The organism is Blautia sp. AF26-2 (genome assembly GCF_003460955.1).
GTDB lineage: Bacteria > Bacillota > Clostridia > Lachnospirales > Lachnospiraceae > Fusicatenibacter > Fusicatenibacter saccharivorans.
On record NZ_QTWD01000003.1, the window covers coordinates 208,761 to 230,923 of the forward strand.

The 22,163-nt window shown below is 49.1% G+C and carries 17 protein-coding genes; 3 read left to right on the top strand and 14 right to left on the bottom strand.

Features of this window, described 5'->3' with window-relative positions:
- Positions 1-12: 12 nt before the first annotated feature.
- The 3 genes from DWY63_RS06125 to DWY63_RS06135 are packed head-to-tail and all read right to left on the bottom strand — an operon-like array spanning position 13 to position 3,461.
- Positions 13-966, bottom strand: a complete 954-nt coding sequence (locus DWY63_RS06125) for a hypothetical protein (protein ID WP_117801626.1) — start codon at positions 964-966, stop codon at positions 13-15.
- A complete protein-coding gene (locus DWY63_RS06130) occupies positions 966-3,143 on the bottom strand; it encodes an NAD-dependent epimerase/dehydratase family protein (RefSeq protein ID WP_117801627.1) in 2,178 nt (725 codons plus the stop codon). Before DWY63_RS06130 ends, DWY63_RS06125 begins: the two co-directional genes overlap by 1 nt.
- 48 nt (positions 3,144-3,191) lie before the next feature.
- Positions 3,192-3,461 carry a PqqD family protein gene (locus DWY63_RS06135; RefSeq protein WP_158555018.1) on the bottom strand — a complete coding sequence of 90 codons (270 nt, stop codon included), beginning with the start codon at positions 3,459-3,461 and terminating at the stop codon, positions 3,192-3,194.
- Positions 3,462-3,749: 288 nt separating this feature from the next.
- On the opposite strand from DWY63_RS06135, the gene DWY63_RS06140 reads away from it, so the two are divergent.
- Positions 3,750-4,946 (top strand): nucleotidyltransferase domain-containing protein, encoded by a 1,197-nt coding sequence (locus DWY63_RS06140; RefSeq protein WP_117801628.1) that lies wholly within the window; start codon positions 3,750-3,752, stop codon positions 4,944-4,946.
- Between the two features lie 236 nt (positions 4,947-5,182).
- Here DWY63_RS06140 and DWY63_RS06145 read toward each other — a convergent pair whose 3' ends face one another.
- Positions 5,183-6,157, bottom strand: coding sequence for a cell wall hydrolase (locus DWY63_RS06145; protein WP_117510153.1), 975 nt, complete (start codon positions 6,155-6,157; stop codon positions 5,183-5,185).
- A 562-nt stretch (positions 6,158-6,719) separates the two neighbouring features.
- Between DWY63_RS06145 and DWY63_RS06150 the strand changes: the two genes are divergently transcribed.
- Positions 6,720-7,847: a hypothetical protein gene (locus DWY63_RS06150; protein ID WP_117801629.1), complete on the top strand. Its 1,128-nt coding sequence runs from the start codon at positions 6,720-6,722 to the stop codon at positions 7,845-7,847.
- Between the two features lie 89 nt (positions 7,848-7,936).
- Here the strand turns inward: DWY63_RS06150 and DWY63_RS06155 are convergent, their stop codons facing one another.
- The 6 genes from DWY63_RS06155 to DWY63_RS06180 all read right to left on the bottom strand — a co-directional run bounded on the left by DWY63_RS06155 (position 7,937) and on the right by DWY63_RS06180 (position 13,002).
- Positions 7,937-8,662, bottom strand: coding sequence for a glycosyltransferase family 2 protein (locus DWY63_RS06155; protein WP_117801630.1), 726 nt, complete (start codon positions 8,660-8,662; stop codon positions 7,937-7,939).
- Between the two features lie 98 nt (positions 8,663-8,760).
- A complete protein-coding gene (locus DWY63_RS06160; protein ID WP_117801631.1) occupies positions 8,761-9,690 on the bottom strand; it encodes a nucleotidyltransferase family protein in 930 nt (309 codons plus the stop codon).
- A 15-nt stretch (positions 9,691-9,705) separates the two neighbouring features.
- Positions 9,706-10,965 carry a M20/M25/M40 family metallo-hydrolase gene (locus DWY63_RS06165; RefSeq protein ID WP_117801632.1) on the bottom strand — a complete coding sequence of 420 codons (1,260 nt, stop codon included), beginning with the start codon at positions 10,963-10,965 and terminating at the stop codon, positions 9,706-9,708.
- A 38-nt stretch (positions 10,966-11,003) separates the two neighbouring features.
- Positions 11,004-11,750 (bottom strand): copper homeostasis protein CutC, encoded by a 747-nt coding sequence (locus DWY63_RS06170; RefSeq protein WP_117801660.1) that lies wholly within the window; start codon positions 11,748-11,750, stop codon positions 11,004-11,006.
- Between the two features lie 86 nt (positions 11,751-11,836).
- Positions 11,837-12,094 carry a sporulation transcriptional regulator SpoIIID gene (spoIIID, locus tag DWY63_RS06175; RefSeq protein WP_055220903.1) on the bottom strand — a complete coding sequence of 86 codons (258 nt, stop codon included), beginning with the start codon at positions 12,092-12,094 and terminating at the stop codon, positions 11,837-11,839.
- Positions 12,095-12,162: 68 nt separating this feature from the next.
- Entirely contained in the window at positions 12,163-13,002 is an 840-nt protein-coding gene (locus DWY63_RS06180) for a C39 family peptidase (RefSeq protein ID WP_117801633.1), read from the bottom strand.
- Positions 13,003-13,316: 314 nt separating this feature from the next.
- Between DWY63_RS06180 and DWY63_RS06185 the strand changes: the two genes are divergently transcribed.
- Complete coding sequence (locus DWY63_RS06185) at positions 13,317-13,697, top strand: 4Fe-4S binding protein (protein WP_022463049.1); 381 nt, start codon at positions 13,317-13,319, stop codon at positions 13,695-13,697.
- Positions 13,698-13,918: 221 nt separating this feature from the next.
- On the opposite strand, the gene pulA is transcribed toward DWY63_RS06185, so the two are convergent.
- The 4 genes from pulA to DWY63_RS06210 all read right to left on the bottom strand — a co-directional run bounded on the left by pulA (position 13,919) and on the right by DWY63_RS06210 (position 22,064).
- Positions 13,919-17,884 (bottom strand): type I pullulanase, encoded by a 3,966-nt coding sequence (pulA, locus tag DWY63_RS06190; RefSeq protein ID WP_117801634.1) that lies wholly within the window; start codon positions 17,882-17,884, stop codon positions 13,919-13,921.
- A 513-nt stretch (positions 17,885-18,397) separates the two neighbouring features.
- Positions 18,398-19,276, bottom strand: coding sequence for a sugar ABC transporter permease (locus tag DWY63_RS06200; RefSeq protein WP_243001852.1), 879 nt, complete (start codon positions 19,274-19,276; stop codon positions 18,398-18,400).
- Positions 19,276-20,649, bottom strand: coding sequence for a carbohydrate ABC transporter permease (locus DWY63_RS06205; RefSeq protein ID WP_117761299.1), 1,374 nt, complete (start codon positions 20,647-20,649; stop codon positions 19,276-19,278). Before DWY63_RS06205 ends, DWY63_RS06200 begins: the two co-directional genes overlap by 1 nt.
- A 101-nt stretch (positions 20,650-20,750) precedes the next feature.
- Entirely contained in the window at positions 20,751-22,064 is a 1,314-nt protein-coding gene (locus DWY63_RS06210; RefSeq protein ID WP_117510163.1) for an extracellular solute-binding protein, read from the bottom strand.
- Positions 22,065-22,163 lie beyond the last annotated feature (99 nt).

A 22,163-nucleotide genomic window follows, 5' to 3' on the forward strand; every position in this document is an offset into this window, starting at 1 on the left:
TTCAAACACGCTCTAACTGAAAATGCGGATCAGCTCCAGCGTTTCATTATCGATAATAACGTCCGATTGTTTCAGTTCCTGCATCACCTGAAAAAACTTTTCTCTTTCACCCATGGTAAAATACAGCTTTAACTGACACGTATACGCCTCCAGTGTATTTCCATGCTGCTGTACCAGACGCCGGCACCATTTTTCAGTTTCCGGAAATTTTTTCAGTTCCAGAAGTCTGAGGCAGAGCCCCTCATACTGTTTTACGAAGATCCGCTCTCTGTTTTTCCGATACAGCGATTCTGTGGCCTCCTCCAGCATCTTGACGTACTTCGTCTGCTCCAGAGTTGTAAAGACTTTCTGGCTTAAAACTCTGTTCATATAGTCGAGCATCATCTTCTCGTAATCCGTCTCTTCTTCGCCTTCCTGCTGCATCCCGGTATACATTTTCTGTACCTGTGAGCGGAACTTGTTCAATTCATCGCAGAGCACCGATGCGGCGTAATGCGATGTCTCGGAATCCTCGCTGTTCAGTGCCATAGTAATCGATTCCAGCGATTTTTGCAGATCGCCGCGGATCACATTCAGCATCAGCATACGCAGATTCCGTTTATCGCTGACGGCAAGTGCTTCCTCGAGCGGTGCTATGTTGCGCTCCCGCTCCTCATCCGCCTTCAGATGTGTCCGCACACGTTCCTTACCAAACACAACATCCTCCAGATCGACTGCCTGACGGAATACGGTTTTGAAAAGAAGATAACTGCACAGAAAAAACGCCGGACCGACGACCGGGCAGAGCACCATGACGATAAAACGGATCAAAAAGGCTCTCCGGTTATCGTATTGCACCTCTTCTCCCTGCTCTTGTTTCAAATCACACGCCGGAACATAAACCAGAGCTCCGATCAGCAGATAGATCAGGGCGATCAGGGCATTGACGATCCACAGAACCACAAAAGTCAGGGTTTCATGGCTCATCACGCTGCCACCTCCCTGTTCACAAGGATACTTTTCAGACCCTCTTCCCCGAAGCGTAAGATCACACCTTTCGCATTTTCTTCATCGGTATTGGAAAGCAATACATGCAGCCCGCCATCCAGGATCCCGATATAATCCGTCTGACGCAGCTTCTGTTCCAGAATCTCACCTGCTTTTTTATAATCTTCGCTGCTGCACACAATCCGAACCAGTGAGCATTCTGTCAGACCGTTTCGCTTTGCCTCGAAAAATGCCGCTACCAGCTGCGTAAAGGCATCCTTTTCGAGAATTTTGCTGTTTTCCAGATACCTGTGTTCGTGCAGCGCTTCCAGATAGCGGTTTGCCCGCACCACTGCATTCTGGATCAGATAGCTGATGACCGCCAGACGGTTGGATTCCGCAAGATTCATGCGGTCCCACGGAAGTCCCCACAGCATCAGGATGATCTGCATCTCATCTTCTGCATAAATAGCCTGCGCCATCAGCGGATAGCGCTCATCCATCGTTTTGTTGATGTAAACGCGATGCTCTTTGAGGTCTTCATACATTGCCTCCATCTCAGGATAGCGGATGGAATTTCCCATTTTCCGCGCTGTCGGTGATGTGAACGAAAAGAGACGCGCATAGACGCGGTTGGCGACGGTATAAATTGCCACATCCTCTGTATTCATCAGCTTCGAAATCGTCTGCGCCGCATAGAAAAGCACCTCATAGGCGCCGTAGCGTTCCAGCGACGATGTGATTTCATAGATTTTTCCAAGACTGTCCTTCTGGTTGACAAGCTGCAGCTCAAAAAGCTGTTTCATGCGCACGTTGCTGTCATTGATCTCCGTCATATCGCCAAGCTGTCCGCGCAGATACCCGATCTCCTCTTCATCATCCTTTTTAATCTGGAGAATCTGATCCCGCATATAACCGACAACCATTCCCAGGATAAAAAGCTGTGCCATCCAGATGTAGGTACTGTAGTCCATCAGCACCTCCAGTCCGCTCTGATGGTACATCTGGCGGAAACAGTAGCCCACAGTCGCCAGCAGGGCCGAGAAAATCGCCTGCTGCTGACCATATACGATGGCAAACAGCAACACATAGAGAAGGTACGCATCCAGCTTTGAAAAATACTGGCTGCCGACTACACGGTTGTTGATCATAAAAAATGGGATAAAACAAATCAGATTTTCGATGTACGGAACCAGCATACGGAAAATCCGGCACAACAGACTCCATACCCGGTTTCCCCAACCCGCCCCCGCATCATCACGCTGCAGAAATGAGCTGCTGTGTTTTTGCATATATGTGACAACGGCTTTCACGCCCTTCTCATATGGGACAAAAATCCTTCCGTCAAACTCTTCCTGATACCGGCTGCCATCCAGCACAAGACGGAAACCTTCACCGACTGTATCGTCACGGATCTCCACGCCGTCTGCGTTCTGCCGGATCAGCTCCGCCAGATCCATCTGTGTGATCGCTTCACCGGATGTGATATGGTACAGTGGATATTTGGGACTCTCCTCCATCATTGCGCGATAGGCAAACGCAACGGCATCATCCTGGTAAATCATGGAAAAAACAGTTCTGCTGTTGGCTGCGATCTGATTCGTCTTTAGCATTTCCAGTGTCATCCAAAAACACGGATTTCTGTCTGTTTTTCCTTTTCGCGGAATGCCGTACATATGGTCAAAACGAAGAATCCGCGTGTCCATCCCTCTGGTATCACGGTAGCTTCTGCAGATGTTTTCTCCCTGCAGAAGCGCCATTGCCTGAAAGCTTTTCGCGGATGCCGGTTCCGTTTCGTGGATATCACTGCTGTAGGAACGGCCATAAACTGCTTCGGACGACAAATAAATAAACCGGCCATCCTGCTTAAATGCATACGCCGACAGAATATTGGTCAGATCCGCCGTATAGCGGACAGACTCTTTTCTCGCATCACTCCAGTCATAATTTGTATCATAGGCGCCGAGAAAAAGCACGAGATCCGGATTGACATTCGAGAATATTTCCTGCACACTCACACTGTCATAAGGAAAATCGTAGCGTTCAAAGACACGGCGGTATTTTCCTCTTCTGTCCCGTTTTCCCGTTAACAGATACGTCTTATGTCCTTCTTTTTCCATCTTGGTAATCAGATCATCCATCAGTCTGCTCTCGCCACCGACCAAAAATATTATCATATACTATCCTCTTCGTTTTTGCAGATTACGAAAATGATTTTTCGTTTTTCAGGCACACTCCAGAACCCCACAATTTTGCAATGTCTGCAGCACGGCGTTTACATCCTCCTGCACGTCCTCCGCCGGCACATCATAAGCTTCTCCAAGCCGTCTGGCAATCTCCTCCTCAGACGCGGCATCACCTGTCTGTTCATAAATAAAAGCCGCAGTTTCACTTAGGGTAAGTACCCGATTCATTTTTTCTGTCGTTGTCCCATAAGGAATCAGAATATATTCATCTGCGAGTTGTCTGAGTACAAACTCACCTTTTCTGGTCATCTTTCTCTCCATTCACTTACGTTTTTCTTCCCGATGGTGGGAAAAGCCATCATTCCAGAACATTTCAAAATGACTATACCCTACACTTGTCTGAGTGTTTGATACAGCTGTTTATGAAATGCTGTACTAACAGATTTATTATAGCCCCAACTTATTTCATTGTAAACTTTATTTTATTTTTTATCGTTATCTGTAATATTTTTTTATTTTATCGCTCAAATTTCGGCATTTTTGTGGTATACTGAACCATATCTCTCTTTTCACAAAAAATCTTCAAAGGAGTCTCTCATGCAGCCGCTTGATACCGTTTATCTACAGATTCTGAAAAATTTATGCACCGATTCGTCTGAACCGATCCCACTCGATGGGGTGGATACCGCTGCTTTGTACCGTCTGGCAGAAAAACATTGTTCACTTCCTTTTCTTCTGCCTTATTTTGAACAGCAGCCATCGTTTTCCGGGATAAAACAGCAGACAAAACAGATGCTGCTCTCCTATTATCAGCTGGAACATTTCACACGCCTTACTTTTTCGCTCCTCCTTGCAGAGAAGATTCCCTGTTTCCTCTTAAAGGGTATGAGCCTCGCCGCCAATTATCCTGTTCCCGAATACCGAAAATTGGGAGATCTGGATCTTTATATTCTCGAAAAAGAGGCTTTTTCCCGTGCCTGTCGTATTCTCGAGACGAATGGATACACAGAGGAGCCAGAAGACAGTGATCATCATGTTACCTACCGCTTTACCTTTCCGGAAACCGGCCGTTCCTTTACCCTGGAACTCCATTACCGTATCGTTGGCATCTATCAGTTTGCCCGTGCCAACGAGCTGATAGATGAGATCTTCTCCCCGGATCATCTGAAGCCGTCTTTCGTGGAACTTTACGGTCAGACCTACCCTGTTCTTCCGCCCACGGAAAATGTATTTTATATGCTGCACCATATGCTCAAACACTATCTCTACAGTGGTTTCGGCAGCCGTCTGCTCTGCGATTTTACCTTGTATCTGAAGCAGTATGCATCTGAGATTGATTTTGAGAAAATCCACTCCTGGTGCCGGGAATCAAAAATTTTTCATCTTTATGAGCTGATTCTCGGATCCTGCCATCTTTATTTCGGTCTTTCCGCTTCGATTGACCCGCAGATCCGTTCTTCTGCCGCTGACTGTGCTGCCTTTCTGGAACAAATTCTCGCAGACGGCGACTTTGGCAGTGACACGGAGCGGAAAATCGTAAGCCGCGGCTCTTACCGGCACGCCGGTGTCCGTGCCTGGTTCCACGAAGGGCATGTTCAGATGAAGCTTCGATTTTCCAAGCTTCATAAATGTGTGTTGCTCTGGCCGGTATTTTGGGGAATCACTTTTTTCTGTTTTCTCTCCAATACCTACCGCGTCCGCCATACAACACTGCGTCAGACATTAGCAGACTTCCGCGCCGATAACCAGAAAACCAAGCTGTTGAAAATTTTTGAAAATAACGATGTCCCGTAACTGGAAATCCAACAACATTTCCTGTAAAACTCCATAAGGATGGTCTGCACTTTTTGACTATCCGGTAGTATTTGTTTCAGAGTAAAAAAAGAGTAAGTGAACGTCTCCCCTTGTTCACTTACTCTTTTTTCTATACCGTCGATTCCATCTCATTTTTCATGACTTTGAACCGATCACAATCTATGGAAATGCATGCTCCCTCCGCCTATCCCCTTGCAAAGGTTCCACGCCTGTTTTTAATAAAAATGCTGATATCCGATCTGAATTCCGCTGCCGTAGCCGCTGTTGAAATACAGGCATCCGCCAACCGGGCTCTCGCCGGAAAGTGCTGCCTGTGCAGCTGCATAACAGTCACTTCTTGCTCCGCGGGAAAGCACGCTCTGGAATGTTCCGGTCGCAACCGGTGTAAACTGTCCACCCTGATAAATAACGCCGGAAATGCTGTTCGGAAAGGAACCGCTGTTGACACGGTTTACTACAACCGCTCCGACTGCCACCATTCCTGTGTAGCTCTCGCCGCCTGCCTCGCACTCGATCAGTGCTGCAAGCATTGCCACATCATTGCTGTCTGCGGAAATTACCGATGCACTGCCTGCTGTGGAGGCTGCTGCTGCGCTGCTTGCCGCACAGGCCTGTGATGCCTGGTATTCCTCCATGGAAACAGCACCTTTTAACTCCTCTGAAAGTGTCACATAGTCTCCATGAACGTATGCGCTGCTTCCGCTGTACTGGATCTGATACCAGTCAGCCTCTTCGCCGAATATGCTGACTTCACCATTCTGTGTCAGTGTTCCAACCTGCGCGGAATCTGTGGATGCTGCCTCACGGACACGAAGGCTGTCCGCCTGAACAACTCCGGTGATACCGCACATATTGCGGTAATGTGCTTTTGCCTCTTCCCCAAATACCAGATATTCATTCTTTATGTAGCCTTCTACACCATTGGAAGAGATCTTGCTCCACTCGTCTCCTTTTTCTGTTACAGTAACCGCATAGCCCGGCATCAGAACTCCGACGATCTCGGAATCTGCGTTTGCCTCGCTGCGGATGTTGACATATCCTTCTACGTTTGCTGCAGCCATTGTGCTCCAGTCTGTTTTATTTAAAATGGTTTCTTCCTTTGTCTCTGCTTTTACGGGTGCAGCCATGATGACAGTCAGTGTGAGCACGCTCCCCAGGATGCCCGGCACATAACTTTTTTTGAATGTCATACTTACCTCCTGAACAATTATTACGTTTTTGTTACATCTTGTTACAAACCGATTCTACCAGTGTTACATCTTTTTGTCAACTAGAATATTTCGACAACATTCCTGTCTTTTCCCATCGTTTTTTTCATAGAACCCACAATTTTTCACCACTTTTCCGCTTTTTTGACGAATTGGATCGGTTTTTATTCCCACTTTTTCTTCTGCATGCGGCCTGCCTGGAATACTTTTCCGTGTCTTGTTTCCTTCTTTTTATTTTGCTTTTGTTTCACATTCTACCCTTTCTGCCCTCTTTTTCCGCAAATATTTTTTAAGAAATTGTGACAGTTCTTTTTCTATTTTTCGACATGCATTACAAACCTTTTCCACTTTTGACGCATTTTCAAATTTTCTTTTAACTTTTTATTTTTACATGATATTTCTTTCTACATATGGTATAATCTTTAAAAAGAAAGAAAATTTATATTTTATCAATTATTTTTCTTTCAATTTATACGTGAAACTTACCGCAGGAAAATAAAACAGACCGACATTAGAAACCGATCAGGTGAAAGGAGGATGTCATATGTTACACAGCACACAGACAACGAAAAAACACACAGGAAATTTGATTCTGAGATTCGGAATGGCAGGCCTCCTGGCGGCCGGATTATTTTTTTCCGCTCCGTATTCGGCAGCAGCCGAGACAGTTCCAAGTGCAGAAAATACAGACGCCGGTGAAATTACCATTCACTTCACCCATTACGATGCACAGGACCTGGAATTCTATCTGAACACCGATCAGGCGGCTCTTGCTTTTACCGATGCTGCCCTGACATTTCAGGATTCCACAATGGATGCGCCGGTCACCATGTCATATCTTTCCGATGATGGTTCCTATGTCCTGTATCAGAACAGCGAACCGGTCGAGGAAGTAAACGGAACGTTCTCCGTATCGATGGTTACGGAACCTGGCTACACACTGGATATGGATCAGATTTCCTTCTATGTTAATGGACAGGCCGTTTCCAATGGCGGTTCCGTTGTGATTACGGATTCTTCGGCGGCGATGACTTCTCTTGTTTACTGTACCGCAATCCCGGAAACACCGGCAACTGACCCGGAGCCATCTCTTCCAGAAGAGCCATCTGCACCGGAAGTTCCGGAAGAACCGGCCGCTCCAGAACCATCCGTTCCGGAACAGCCATCCGCACCGGCAGAAACCCCGACCGTGGTACAGCCATCTGCTTCGGAACAGCCGGCACAGGAAAATATTCTTCTGGAAACCGCAGCTCCTGCATCCAAAACCGCACCGGAACAGGTTCCTGCATCCGAACCGATCTCAGCAGAACCGATTGCCAGCGCAGTTGTTACAGAAGACGAAGAAGTTGATCTTTCCACCATCCACCCGGAAGTTACCGCATCCGCTGTTACTTCTTCCAGCCAGCTTCCAGCTGCAACGCAGATTGTACCATCTGGCAGAACAACAGACCCGGATGCACAGATTCTTACTTCGGAAACTGCAGCTCTTGAAAATGCCGCACAGGCCGAGAATACACAGACTGCACACACAGGAATCGGCTCCTGGTTCCATCAGCGAACAAATCAGATCCTCGCAGTCATGATTGCTGTGATCCTGCTTCTGATCCTGATCGAATCACTTCTGGCACTAAAGGATTCCATGAATCAGGAAAGATCGCATCGCTTCTATTAAAAATAAGGTCCATAATAAAAAATAAGCATACAAAAAGAAGGAACGTATCTCATGAAACATGGGATACGTTCCTTCTCTTATATTATTTTTTATCCTCTTTTTTTCGCAGCCGCTTTCTGAATCTCACAGAAATCGTGCAGCGCCTGACGGCCGATTTTTACGATTTTACGGATGTTGATGGAATTTGTTCCGCCCTGACGCGGCTTGAAGCTGATCGGGATGAAACGGATTTTCCGGTGAAAATACGCTCCGAAGGCAGTCATCAGTGCGTTCGGCAGATTGTAGTTTTCCGGCATCAGCGGCAGATACTCGGCCACGTAGTCTGTTTTCATCAGACGGAACGGGGCATTTGCATCCGGCACGGATACGTGGAAATAGGTCCAGAGCACCGCGCACAGCACTTTTTCCACGACAGCGCGGGAAAAGCCGTCGCCGCGGCTTGTGCGGTTTCCGAAAATGGCGTCGTAGCCCTCGCGGATCTGCCAGAACTTTTCGAACTCCTCCGGATCGGTCTGACCGTCGGAATCGGTCTGGAAGATATAGTCCGCACCGTTTTCAAGTGCATAGCGGTAGCCGTACAGAACGGTGGAACCGTGGCCGCCGTTTGGCTTCGTCAGCACGGTGAGCAACGGGTGGGTTTCGCACTCTGCTGAAGCAATTTCATACGTATCGTCGCGGCTTCCGTCGTTGATGATCACAAGACGGGACGCACCGCCGCCGTTATGCTTCTCCACGACGGGACACCATTCCTCGATCGTTCTTTTGATATTTTCCGACTCATTATAGGCTGGTATTACAATATATAAGGTATCCATTGGTATTCTCCTTGCATTTCCTTCCATCCATTATACAGGATTTCTTTTCATTGCGAAAGATGCACTCATGGAGAAAATTTCCCAGTACCGTTCGTTTGTTATTCTTCCCACAGTTTCTGCGGATAACGGCCCTCGTCTTTTAATTTCTGCAGTGCTGCCATGACATTTTCTTTGTCTTCTTTGTACGTTACGCCGTACCAGTTATCATAGGAGCGGAGTACGGTGACTTCCGCTTTTTTCTCCTGCAGCAGTTCATCGACAACGAACGGCAGGAAGTATTCGCCTTTTAACGGGTTGGTTTTGTATACATTCTCGAGGAACGGCAGGAAGCGGCGTTTCAGCTCGATCAGAATGCTCGGTGTGAAGCCCCAGAGGTTCATGGAAACGACGGTTCCCTGCGGCAATCCGGTCCAGGTTGCGCCGTCATCCTCGGTGTATTCGGCCTGTCCGCCGTGGTTTTCGATTCTTGTGCGCTCATGAATGCCGACAAGGTGATTCTGATCGTCTGCGGTGCAGATGCCGCGGGCTACGTGGCCATTGTCGGTCAGGGTTTTGTACAGGTCGTAGGCAACCATCGCGTACTGATAGGTCGCGCCGTCCTGCTCGGTTGTCAGCTGGCGGTAGATCTCCTCGAATGCCGTTCTTCCATAATAATCATCGGAATTGATGACGGCGAACGGTGCGCCGTCGATGGCTTCTGCCGCACAGAGAATCGCATGACCGGTTCCCCACGGTTTGACGCGGCCTTCCGGCACTTCGTAGCCTTTCGGGAGAACGTCGAGTTCCTGGTAAACATACTCTACATCCATGTATTTCTCAATTCGCTTGCCGATGCCCTCGCGGAATGCCTCGTCGATGGCTTTTTTGATGATAAAGATGACTTTCTCAAAGCCTGCCTGTTTTGCATCATAAATGGAAAAGTCGATAATCATATTTCCGTACGGGTCAACCGGATCAATCTGTTTTAATCCGCCGTAACGGCTTCCCATTCCTGCTGCCATGATGACTAATACTGGTTTTTTGCTCATGATCTTCTCTCCTTTTTATTCTCCAAAATAAACTTTTAATCTCTCCGCAAAGTCTGCCGGGATTTCTCTTTCAAATGGAAATGGTTCTGCATCCGCCAGATACTCGGCGATTTCGCCCAGGACACCGGCGCTCCGGTTCAGTGACCAGGCGGAGATCCAGTCGATCGTATCGTGGCAGGTGTGCATGCCGAAACCATCGCGGTTCAGCGTCATCGCCGGGATGCCCTTCCATGCGAAGGTGTTGGAATCGCTGCTCCAGATGTTGTTGATGAGCGATACGCCTTTGTCCGCCTGTTTTAAGTGCTCCATGATCGCGTCGCATGCCTCTTTCGTTGCTGCCACGCCAAGCACGGTTCCGCCGATGGCCTGTCCGGCGAGGTCGACGTTCATGTTGAAGCGGTGCTGCGCCAGCTCGGCTTCGTGCGCTTTCACATATGCCCGGCTTCCGCAGAGACCCAGCTCCTCCGCGCCGAACCAGATGCATTCCAGTGTCCGTTTCGGGCGGTTTTCGGCGAAGTAGTGTGCCAGCTCCATGATGATCGCTGCGCCCGCCATGTTGTCGTATGCACCAGGTCCCTGCGGAACGGAATCGTAATGAGCCGTCAGCGTCAGGATTTCCTCTGGCTGCTCGGTTCCCGTGATGCGCAGGATGATATTTTTCGACGTTCTCCTGATTTTTTTCTGCTGTAAAACGAGGCGTGCACGGCTCGCTCCCCGTTCTACCAGTTCCATCGCATCAAGATAATGAATGACGGCGCACGGCAGTTTCGGATTTTTTACGCCGCGCAGGGTGCGGTAGTCCGGCAGACGGTCCTCGTCTTTGTCCAGCGGCGTTCCGGTCAGGATCAGAAATCCGACGGCTCCTGCTTTTTCCAGTTTTTCATAGTTTTCTGCATTGGCACCGCCGTTGATCAGGACGATTTTCCCTTCTGCATGGGAAAGGCTGACCGGGTCGCCGTTTTCTACGTAGAGGAATGGTGCCTCCACGCCTTCCGGAGCGGTATTGGCTGCCGCGAAGCAGCCGCGGACGGTGTATGTTTTCTCATATGGCTCTGTGACCGTAAAGACAGCTTCGTCAACCTGCCATGTCTCAATCTCGAACGGCTCGCGGCGGATCTGCAATTCGCCCTGCCCCCATTTTTCTGCGATTTCAGAAAGTTCTTTTTCGATCCGGCAGGCTGCTTTTTCTTCGCCTTTCGTTCCGGCTTCGCGGATGTAGTTAAACTGGCTGACGAACGCATACTGCCGCTGGCCGCTGATGGTATTTGCTTTCATAATAATGTTATGTCCTTTTCTTTTCTTTTTTTATTTTCTTAAAGTTCTTCCAGTACCGCTCTCGCGCTGCGCACGGCTTTAACATCGGTGCGGTAGAGGGTGTATTCGCTTAAGGATGGAAGTCCCATGTTCACATTTTCTTTCCGATACTGCATCGGGCTCGCCAGTTCGATTTTTCCGGACATGTGGTAGGCGGTCACGCCGGTTTTCAGATACAGCTCGCGGATCGCATCCGCGCAAATACCGCCGCCCGCCTGAATACGGATGCGTCCCGCCGCCTGGCGCTGCAGTTCGGCGAGAAGCTCTGCTCCTTTTACCGCACTGTTCTGCTGACCGGAGGTGAGAATGGTGTTCATACCAAGCGATACCGCCTGCTCAAGCGCTTCTTTGGGATCGCGGCAGACATCAAACGCGCGGTGCAGCGTCACGGACATGCCGTCGGCTGCCTCCATCAGCTGTTCCATTGCCGCCATATTCATCGTTCCATCCTCTTTCAGTACACCGACCACAACGCCCTCTGCACCAAGTTCGCGGTACATCGCGACTTCCTCGCGGATTTCTTCTAATTCATATGGGGTGTAGCAGAAATCCCCGAACCGCGGGCGGATCAATGCATGAATCGGAATGGTTGTCTGTCTGCGGATCACCTCAAACAGCTTCGGACTCGGCGTTGTTCCGCCGATCACCAGATTTTGACACAGCTCCAGCCGGCTTGCCCCGCCTTTTGCCGCCGCAAGCGCCGACTCCGCCGAGTCCACGCAGACTTCCAGGATATAATCGTTCATAAAATTCCCTCTGTTTTCGTAATTTTCTTTCTCTATCATACCCTATTTGAGGCAATTAGGAAAGAGCTTCTTTGTTTCACTTTCGTTCACTTCTGCTTCTGATGCAGATATTTTTCTCTCGTTGCCATGCCGCCGCGAATGTGGCGTTCAGACTTGTTCACATCCAGAATTTTCCTCGCCTCTGCCGCCAGACCCGGATTCACCTGTACCAGACGTGATGTCAGATCCTTATGCACGGTACTTTTGCTCACTCCGAATTTTTTCGCCGTCTGCCGTACGGTCGCTTTCGTCTCAATCATGTAAATTGCTGTCTCCACAGCACGCTCTTCGATATAGTCCCTCACAAAAAGCCTCCGAAGACGCTGTTTTTACAGTGTATTCGGAGGCTTTGATGGGTATGTCTTCTATTTTATTATTTGTAATATACCCATACCGCTTTTGTCTGTTCCAGCACCTGATCGATATCCCAGGTTTTTTCGGAATTTTTTCTGCTGTTTGGGTCGTTGATTTTCAGTCTGCCATTCTGCAATCCGGTAAGAACGATAAAATGACCGTTGCTGGTAAACTCCCCGGGTCCCATCAGGGCAATGATGGGGTTTCCGGCCTGCAGGTTGTTTTCCACCCGTTCCCGTTCCACAGGGATTTCTTTGCTGGAAAGGCCGATCTGCCGGGCTCCTTCCAGCATCAGAGACCAGGCGGTTCCGCTGCCGTCTACGGCATAGCCGTTCTGTGAGGCAAAATCGGCGACCCAGCGCGGATTTTTTGTGATATCGCCGGTCATGAAAATGGCAACCATGGAAAGTGCTGTCGGTCCGCAGCCGCTTAATCCCATCACTTCACCGGCATATCGGTGATAGCCCCATCTCTGATCCCACTGCAAGAGAAGCGGAACCTCCGATGCGGATGACAGGTCGCTCAGGTCAATCTCCGGCTCCTCCTCTTTTTTCAACGGATATTCTTCGACGAACGTCTCCGTCTCATTGTTTCTCTCGTAAAGCGACAACAGCTCCTCCGGGTACTGATCCATTGAAATGCCGTTTGCTTTCGCATACCGTTGGATCGGATTCTGCCGGAAGCGCCGCACACCGCCCAAAAACAGAAGACAGCCGAACAGCAATAGCAGCCCGCGGATCCGCCATACCTTTCTTTTTCGTCTCCGTGCTCTTTCTCTTCTTTGTATTATCCTTCTTTGTGTCATTCTTTTTTGTTCTGCTGTCTCTTGCCATTCCAGTGTATTGTCTTCACGGATCATGAAAAATCCCCCTCCCGATCTTATGGTGTACTCCCAAAATCTTTCTGTGCCTGATTTTGTGAGCTGATTGAGAGTACATTCTTCCTTTTCATCATAACAAATTTCCGATTTTTCTTTTTGTATATTTTCCGAAGAAAAACTACTTTTTTTCCGTCTGCTTTCTTAAGATTTTTTGTATCTGTGCAAAGCCATGCGAAACGGAAGCAAAACCGCAAGCAGGAAAAAGATGGCAAATTCCGGAAATATCATTGAGAAAAAAGTTCAAAAATGGTAAAATAGGAAAAACAACATCTTTAAGCGGAGGATAAAACAAAATGAAAAAACTGAAAGTAAAAAAAGGCAGCACCTGTATGGCTTGTCTTGCCTGTGTGGGAGCATGTTCTGAGGCATTTTATAAGGTATTTGATCCGGACAAGGCATGTCTGCAGATCGTAGAGAAAAAGGCTGTTCGCCCGATCGCCTGTCCGCAGTGCGGTAAATGTGCCGAGGCCTGTCCGGAAGGCGCCATCACCCAGAACCCGAAGGGCGTTTACATGATCAACAAGAAAAAATGTACGGGATGCGGAGCCTGTGCGAAGGCCTGTCCATTTGGCCTGATCGTAAAAACCGAGGGAAATCCGGCTTCCAAATGTATCGCCTGCGGTATCTGCGCGAAAGCCTGCCCGATGGATGTACTGGAAGTTGTGGACGAATAATGATCCGAACTCTTAGATACCGCCAGGATCTCATGTAAGCACAGATCCTGACTCATTGCTCACATAAACATAAAAATGCACTGTGGAACGTCGTCGGACAATTCCACAGTGCATTTTTCTGTTAAACGAAAAACAATTGATTCCCGCTCGCCGCCTGGCAGAATGATCGATGCCCGTTTCCGCAGACAGCATTCCGACAAAAAGGGACAAAATTTACAATTTTACTCCCGCGCCAGCAGAACCATCGATTTTGCCGGAAGCATCATGCTTTCTTTCATCTCTGCTCCATCCTCTGCACAGCGTTTTCCATCGCAGAGCAGTTTCCAGTTTCCTTCCGGGAGTTTCTGCAAAGCTTCTTTTTCCCATGGATTGTAGAAGACGCAGACTGCGCGGCCATCCGGGTATTCCAGTTCGTAACCTGCGATCTGGTTTTCACGGAAAAATGTCTTTTTACAGTCCGGCTCGCACGTTCCGTATGCCTGAAATTTTCGGCGCAGAGCGAGAAGACCACGGTAATAGTCCACCAGCTCTTCCTGCTCTAAGGCGCGTGTCCAGTCAATTTTGTTGAGCTGCCACGACGATTTGAAGCTGTTTCCTTCGCCATGCTTCGTGCGCGCAAATTCCTCACCCGCCTGAAAAAACGGCATTCCCTTGCAGGTCATCACAATGCCCGCCGCCAGACGGTTCATCGAAAGCGTCCGCTCATCCATCTTGTCAAAATCCGGCTCCGCATCCTCCTTCCGCTTCGGATCGGACAGTTTTAATTTATCCCACAGTGTATAATTATCATGTGCCGACACATACGGAATCAGCTGGCTCGCATTGCGCGGCTCGTAGGCTCCTTTTCCGTCCAGCCAGCCGTCTGTCGCGGAAAGTATTCCTGCGGAAAGACGCTCTTTTCCATTGACATAGCCTCCCTCTGCGGCAATGAAAACACTTCCCTTGATGGAATCTCTCGTATCGTCACAGAACATGGAAATGCCATCCATCAGCTTTCCGATATTCTGTTTATCCGAAGGGAAATATCCCTCCTGCATTGCGCTTGCCGCTGCTTTCCACGGTTCACCGTAAACCAGAATCTCCTCGCCGCGCGGCATCCGGTTCAGAGCTGTGCGGATCGCATTCATGGTCTCCGTGTCATGCAGTGCCATCAGATCGAAGCGGAAACCGTCGATATGATATTCCTTCGCCCAGTAACAAACCGAGTGAACCATAAAGCGGCGGAACATCTCCCGCTCACTTGCCGTCTCGTTTCCACAGTCGGAGCCATTGGAAATCGTGCCGTCCTCCCATTCACGATAATAATAGTAAGGAACTGTTTTCTGAAACGGCGAATCGAGATTGTACGTATGATTGTATACCACATCCATAATCACACCGATGCCGGCCTTATGCAGCGCCTGAACCATTTCCTTCATTTCCCGGATACGTACCTCCCCGTGGAACGGATCGGTTGCATAGGATCCCTCCGGCACATTGTACTGCACCGGGTCATATCCCCAGTTAAACGCTTCCGCATCATCTTCCGGCACACTGCCAAAATCGAAAACAGGAAGCAGATGCACATGAGAAATGCCAAGCGATTTCAGGTAATCGAACCCCGTCGCATGAATCCCGTCGCCGTTCAGCGTCGTGCCTTCTTCCGTAAACGCCAGAAACTTTCCACGGTGTTTATCCGAAATACCGCAATGCGGATCACTCGAAAAATCTTTCACATGAAGCTCATACACACAACGATCCTCCGGCCGGATTTCCGGCCTTTCATCCTGCTCCCAGCCTGCCGGGTCCGTCTCTGCAAGATTCACCACCATGCTCCGCTCCGAATCAATACCGGAAGCCACGCCGTACGGATCTGTCGTATCAAAGACACCATCCGAGTGCAGGATATGATACGTATAATACGTTCCATACCAGGCTCCCTGCATTGCACAGCTCCAGACACCCTTTTCGCCGCGTGTCATCGCAAGCGAAGCTATTTTTCGGTCCCCGTTCTCCCGGCTGCTGCCGCGGGAAAACAGCTCCAGCGAAACCTCCATCGCTGTCGGCGCCCAGAGCTTCCATTCTGTCACAAACTGTTCATCCTTTTTCGGCATCTGCCAGTTTTCATCGCATTCCCCGCTCTTTTTTACCGAAACACCGAGGTCATCCCCTTCATACGTAAAGTTTTCCACAAATTCTTCCGATTCAAAAAAACTTTTCCACTCCGCCGGCGTTCTTTTCACCACCGCATTCATCTTCTTTCCCTCCATTTCTTTGTAAACTCGCAGAATCTCTCCGACACTCCACGCCTGCGCATAGCAGCCCTTCGACATCACCGGCGCCGCACCATCATAAATCTCCGCCAGATGAAACAGGCATCCTTCCTGCATCCAGCTCGCAAGACGGTCCAGTCCGCGGCGCACTTCCTGTTTTCCCTCCTTCGGGAAATAATTCAGCACCGCACGGAAATACGCCCCAAGCGGAAATCCCCAGACTGTCCCCTGATGATATGCTCTGTCACGCTCCGGCTGACTTCCGCCGATCCATGGATGAAACGCCGGATCCTCCATCTCCAATGACCGCAGTCCTGCTGTCGTATACAGCTTTTCTTTGACCGCCTGTAAGATCCGCTGCCCCTGCTTCTGACTCACCATCTGAAACGGAAGCGCCAGCACAAAGACCTGATTGCATCGGAACTGCTTCTCTTCATACGTGCCGTTCAGCACATCCTTCAGATATCCTTCCTCTTCCATCCAGAACTTTTCGAGAAAACTCTTCTTCACCTGCTTCGCAAGCTTCCCATACGCCGATCCATCCTTTCCGACAAACGGTGCCAGCTCTTCCAGAATCCTCAGACCATTATACCAGTATGCATTAATCTCCACTGGCTTCCCGTGACGCGGTGTCGGCAGTTCCTTTTCAATCCGCACATCCATCCACGTCACCTGCTCCAGACCGCCCCCGGCCATAATCAGCCCGTCACTGTCCATTTTAATATGGAAATCCGTTCCCTTCTGATACCAGAACACAATATCCTCCATCACCGGAAACGCCTCACGTACAAACTCCACATCTCCTGTCTCAAGGTAATACTCATACACCACATCCAGAAACAAAAGTGCCGCATCCACCGTATTATACATCGGAAGCGCATCCCCCTCCGGAAACAGGTTCGGCATCAGTCCTTCTTTTGTATACGCCATAAAGGTCCGAAGAATGCTCTTACACTCCTCATACTCCCCAATTGCCAGCGTGCATCCCGGAAGCGAAATCATCGTATCCCGCCCCCAGTCCGCAAAATAAGGAAAACCAGCCATAATACTCTTCCCACCTGTCGATGCACGTTCCGTAATATACTGACTCGCACTCACCGCCAGCCGCTTTCCCACCGGATCAGAAATCCCGGACTTTTCCGCAATCATCTCCTGCCGCTTCTCTTCCTCTTCTATCCACAGCGCAATCCTTTCCTCATCCCACTTATCCACATCATCCGCGAGACTATACACAACAAAAAAGACCTGCTCCCTGCCGTCTCCCGTCATCTCAAACCGAATCCGATGATTCACGACAGCACTTCCGATACCATCTCTTCCATCCCGTGCATCCTGCTCAAAAAACAAATCCCTCCAGATCCTCTCCTTCTCCATCTGAAGCTCCCCATTCGTTCCATAAGAAAGAATCACACCATTACTCGCAATGCACTTCCGGTCCACCGCAAAATTCTGCCCCTCCTGCAGCTGCTCTCCCTTCGCCGCAAACCGCATCATCGGCCGAACCGAAAAACTCCCCTTCTTCCCACTTCTCACCCGATACCGGACAAGAACCGTATTCTCCCCCTGAACCATCCCAATCGTCTTCTCAATTTCAATCCCCTTCACCCGGTAAAACCATACCGGCAGACTCCCCATCTCAAATCCTTCCAGAAACCGAAACCCCTCCACATTCTGCGTCCGATTCACAAACTCCTGTGAAAACAGCTCCGTTTCCTCTCCATCCACCTCCAACGTCTCCCAGACATTCGAAATCAGATGCTCCCGCACCGTAGGCGCCTTCAGTGCCCCCATCAACAGCGCCTGATCATTCCTCGCCGCATTCCCCATCACCGTCAGCGAACAATAACCTCCCAGTCCGTTCGTCAGCAAAAAACACTTCTTTTCTCCACTCCGGAAATCCATCCACTCCGAAGCATTCAGTCGAATCCTATCCATGCCCCAAAACCTCCATAATTCGTACAATGTGTTCCCGGAACTTTTCTGTTCTCATAAATCAATCACAAAAAACTCCGAAAATATTTTTTTTCATTCTATCTCCAAACTTTGCACTAGTCAACAAACTCACGCCGATTCGCCCTCCGGGCGAATCCAGCCCATCCTCCCGTCCTCCAACCCCAGGATCTGGCTCCGGCGTCGTGGCACCTGCCGCGCAGACGGGCGCATTGGCATCGGCAGCATGCGGATGATGCACGCGTGGGAGGCAGTGGAGTGAGGATGACGGACGGCCATCCAGGCCGGAAGTCAAGAGGCTCTGAGACGGGAAATCATCAGATTTCCTGTCGAATAGCCTCGGTTCCTCAATCCACCGCCTCCCACACGTCATCATCCGCCCGCCGATGCCACCGCGCCCGTCTGTGCGGCAGGTGCCACGGCGCCGGAGCCAGATCCGTCCCCCCCCCCCCCCACACACAAATAGAGCAGCCGACCCCTCATCGGCTGCTCCACAAATCATCCTTTGACGGCTCCTGAAAGCCCATCTGTATAATATCTCTGCATTACAACAAACAAAATCGCAATCGGCACCGAAATGCAAACCGCGCCCGCCGCAAAACAAGTATACCAGCTGTCGATATACTCCTTCTCCAGCATCTTCCAAAGTCCCAGTGCCACCGTATAATATTTCGCATTCGCGCGGCAGATAACCTTCGCGAAAATAAAATCCAGCCATGGTCCTAAGAATGCACTTAAAACCGTGTACACAATAATCGGTTTACTCAGCGGAATTGTCACCTTCGTAAACACCTGGAATCTCGTCGCTCCATCCAGATAAGCCGCCTCATCCAGTGCCTTCGGAACCGTATCGAAAAATCCCTTTGCAAGCAGGAATCCCGCTCCGGAACCGCCCGAGTACACCAGAATCAATGCCACGCGGATCATTGATCCCTCCGAAAGACCAACTGCCTTTAAGATATAGTAGACAGCAACCATCGACATAAATGCCGGGAACAGACCTAAGATCATCGCGATGTTCATGTAAGTCTTACGGATTTTAAAACGCATTCTCGACATACAGTAAGAAACCGAAAGCACGAATACCGTAGAGATCAGACAGCTGAACACAGCAATGATAAACGTATTCTTAAACATCTGCGGAAAGTCCAAAACCTGCGTATCTGTAAACAGACGCACATAATTATGAAGCGTATATCCCTTTGGGAAAAAGCTGGTAACATAAGATCCCTTCTGTGTGCTGAAGCTTAAGAGTGCAATCCACAGAACCGGAATCACCCATACAATCGCAAGCAGTGCCAGAACCACATGTACAACCACATCGGAAATCATTCCGCGCGCTTTCATGGAGTGTGTTTTTTTCTCTTTGTTATTCATTATTGGAATCCCTCCTCGTTCTTGTAAGAACCAGTATTCCGGTACGTGATCAGTGAAACTACCGCCAGAATGACAAAGGTAAGAATACCGACAACCGCACCAACGTTAAAGTACTGTAAGTCAACCGTCAGCTTGTACAGCCAGGTAACCAGAAGGTCCGTCTTTCCGGCGGTTGCTCCGACCGGAACCGGTGCTCCTGCAGTCAGCAGATAGATAACGTTGAAGTTGTTGATATTACCCGTAAACGTTGTAATCAGATACGGAGTCGTGACAAACAGCATATACGGCAGCGTAATTTTAAAGAAAATTGTCACAGGGCCTGCGCCGTCCACACGGGCTGCCTCGTAAAGCTCACCCGGAATGTTCTGTAAGATACCGGTAACCTGCATCATGGTAAACGGAATACCAACCCAGAGGTTGATGATAACAACCGTTGCTCTCGCCCAGGTCGCATTTGTCAGGAACGGAAGCGGACTGCTGATCAGACCGGCCTGAACCAAGAGGTTGTTGATCAGGCCGTTGTCCTTTAACATCGTACGCATCAGAAGAAGAGAAACGAACTGCGGAATTGCAGCGGAGAGCATAAAACAGAATCTCCAGAATCCCTTGATGCGGGTTGTTTTACGATTGATGACAATCGCAAGAATCATACCAAGAATATAGTTCAGGAATGTAGCGAGCACAGCCCAGATCAGGGTCCATCCAAGAACAGACCAGAATGTCTTGCCGATCGAGTTGCCCATGCCAAGAACCGTACTGAAATTTTTCAGTCCAACCCAGTGAAAAATCGTCAGATGGTCGCCGACTTTACTGTAGCTGGTGAAAGCCATACAGATCATAAAGACCAGTGGAAGGATTGTGAAAATCACAATACCGAGAATCGGAAGTGTCAGCAGGGTCCAGTGCAGTCTCTTGTCAACGAGTGCTTCCAGATCCTCTTTGATGGTGTTGATATGTTTCCCTTCCTTTGCACGACACTCTACCTCATAAGCGCTCTTCATATTGACACGCCAGATCATAAAGAAGAGAACCGTAATAAAAATCGTTGCTACTCCGTAGAGCAGGAACAGAATTGTCATATCGCCGCCGGTATATTCATAAATACCCTTGGCCTCGTTCCACACCTCTTCCTGCGCACGGCCGCCCAGGGTGATGAGATGATAGAGATTGTTGATACCGCCTTCGATCATAAACAGGAGATACGCAATTTCTACTGCCAGAAATAAAATACCCTTTACGATCTGTTTGTGAGCCAGATTTCCCAGTCCCATGACAAACATGGAAAGTTTCGTGACCGCATCGCCCTTTGTGATGGCTTTTGTCACCGGATAGGGAGTCTCAAACTCTTTGGCGCGTTTTTTCAATGATGCCATAATCTATCCTTTCCGAAAGACAGGCATTGTCAATCCTGGTGTCTGACAATGCCTGTGGTTTCAATCCTGTTGATTTCCGAACACTTCAGTGCCTGTCTTGCTTACTCGACTGCAGAAGTATTCATGCTTGTGTTCAGTTTCTCTGTCATTTCTGCAGCGTTATCATGGGTAACTTCACCGTTGACCAGAGATTTACCAAAATTCTCTGCCGGAGTCCAGTAGTTGCTCATATTCTTAACGAACGGCTGGATGATAGAAGTATTGTTGAAGGTATCGTTCTGAGCAGTTACCAGTGCATCGTCTGTGATCTGGGAAAGCAGCTCTTCGTTACACGGAACTACGTTTCTCATTTCATAGTGTGCTTTCTGAGCATCTGCGCTTCCGAGATATCTTGCAAGAGCAACTGCAACCTGCGGATATTCACAGTTCGGATTCACACCGATTGCTTTAGAACCGGAGAAGGATTTCATCTGTTTCTCCTCGCCGTTGATGGTGATGGTCGGAAGCTGTACAACACCGTAATTATCACCGAGTGCCTCTTTAACTGCGGATGCATCCCAGGAACCGGAGAACATTGCTTTTACAGAACCGTCACGCAGACCGGAAAGACCGGATCCGTCTGCATCAGATACGAAGTTCGGATTGTTTACCAGGTCAACCAGGTAATCGGTCACTGCTTTTGCTTTATCGCCTTCGAAGTCAACGCCTGCTGCCTCGTCTGTTCCGTCCTCACCGAACAGCGTACAGCCGTTTGCTACGTAGAAGGAAGCAATGTACCAGGAGTTTGTAATCGGGAAGGAAATCTTGTCTTTTGCGATCATGGTATCCAGGTTTTTCACTTCATCCTCAGTGAATGCAGATTTATCATAGTACATAAACCAGGTGTTTGTGGTGAATGGTACACCGTAGATATCGCCGTCAACGGATACGGAATCTACAATTGCCTGAGAGTTGTTCTCTTTTACCTCCTCAACTGTCTGTCCGCCGAGTTTTGAAATTCCGTTTGCAGCGATCAGGGATGTCAGGTTGTCGTTTGCAAACATGTAAACATCTGCTGCTCCTTCAACGTCCTGTGTTACGGTATCTTTTGCATCGCTCTCTGCGCATACACCGTAATCAAAGGTAATGTGCCAGGATGGATGCTCCTCTGCAAACTGATTGCACATGGTCTGCAGCCACTCACCGCTGTCGCTTGCCTGATCCTCTGACGGAGACCATACGGTAAGGGTTGTGGTAATTTCCTCTTCCTCTGCTGCGTTGGAAGCAGATGCGCTTGTGCTTCCTGCCTCGGATGTGCTCTTGGAATCGTTTCCGGAAGCGGCATTTGAAGAACCGCTGTCGCTGTTTCCGCATCCTGCCAGCATGCCAACTGCAAGTGCTGCGGTCATCATAATAGATACTACTTTCTTTTTCATATTGAAAATCCTCCTTATATGATTTTTCTTTCTGGAACGTCTGCTGTCATATCGCATTTGCTGCTTGGTATCTCTCGTTCTTGTTGATTTTATTATAGC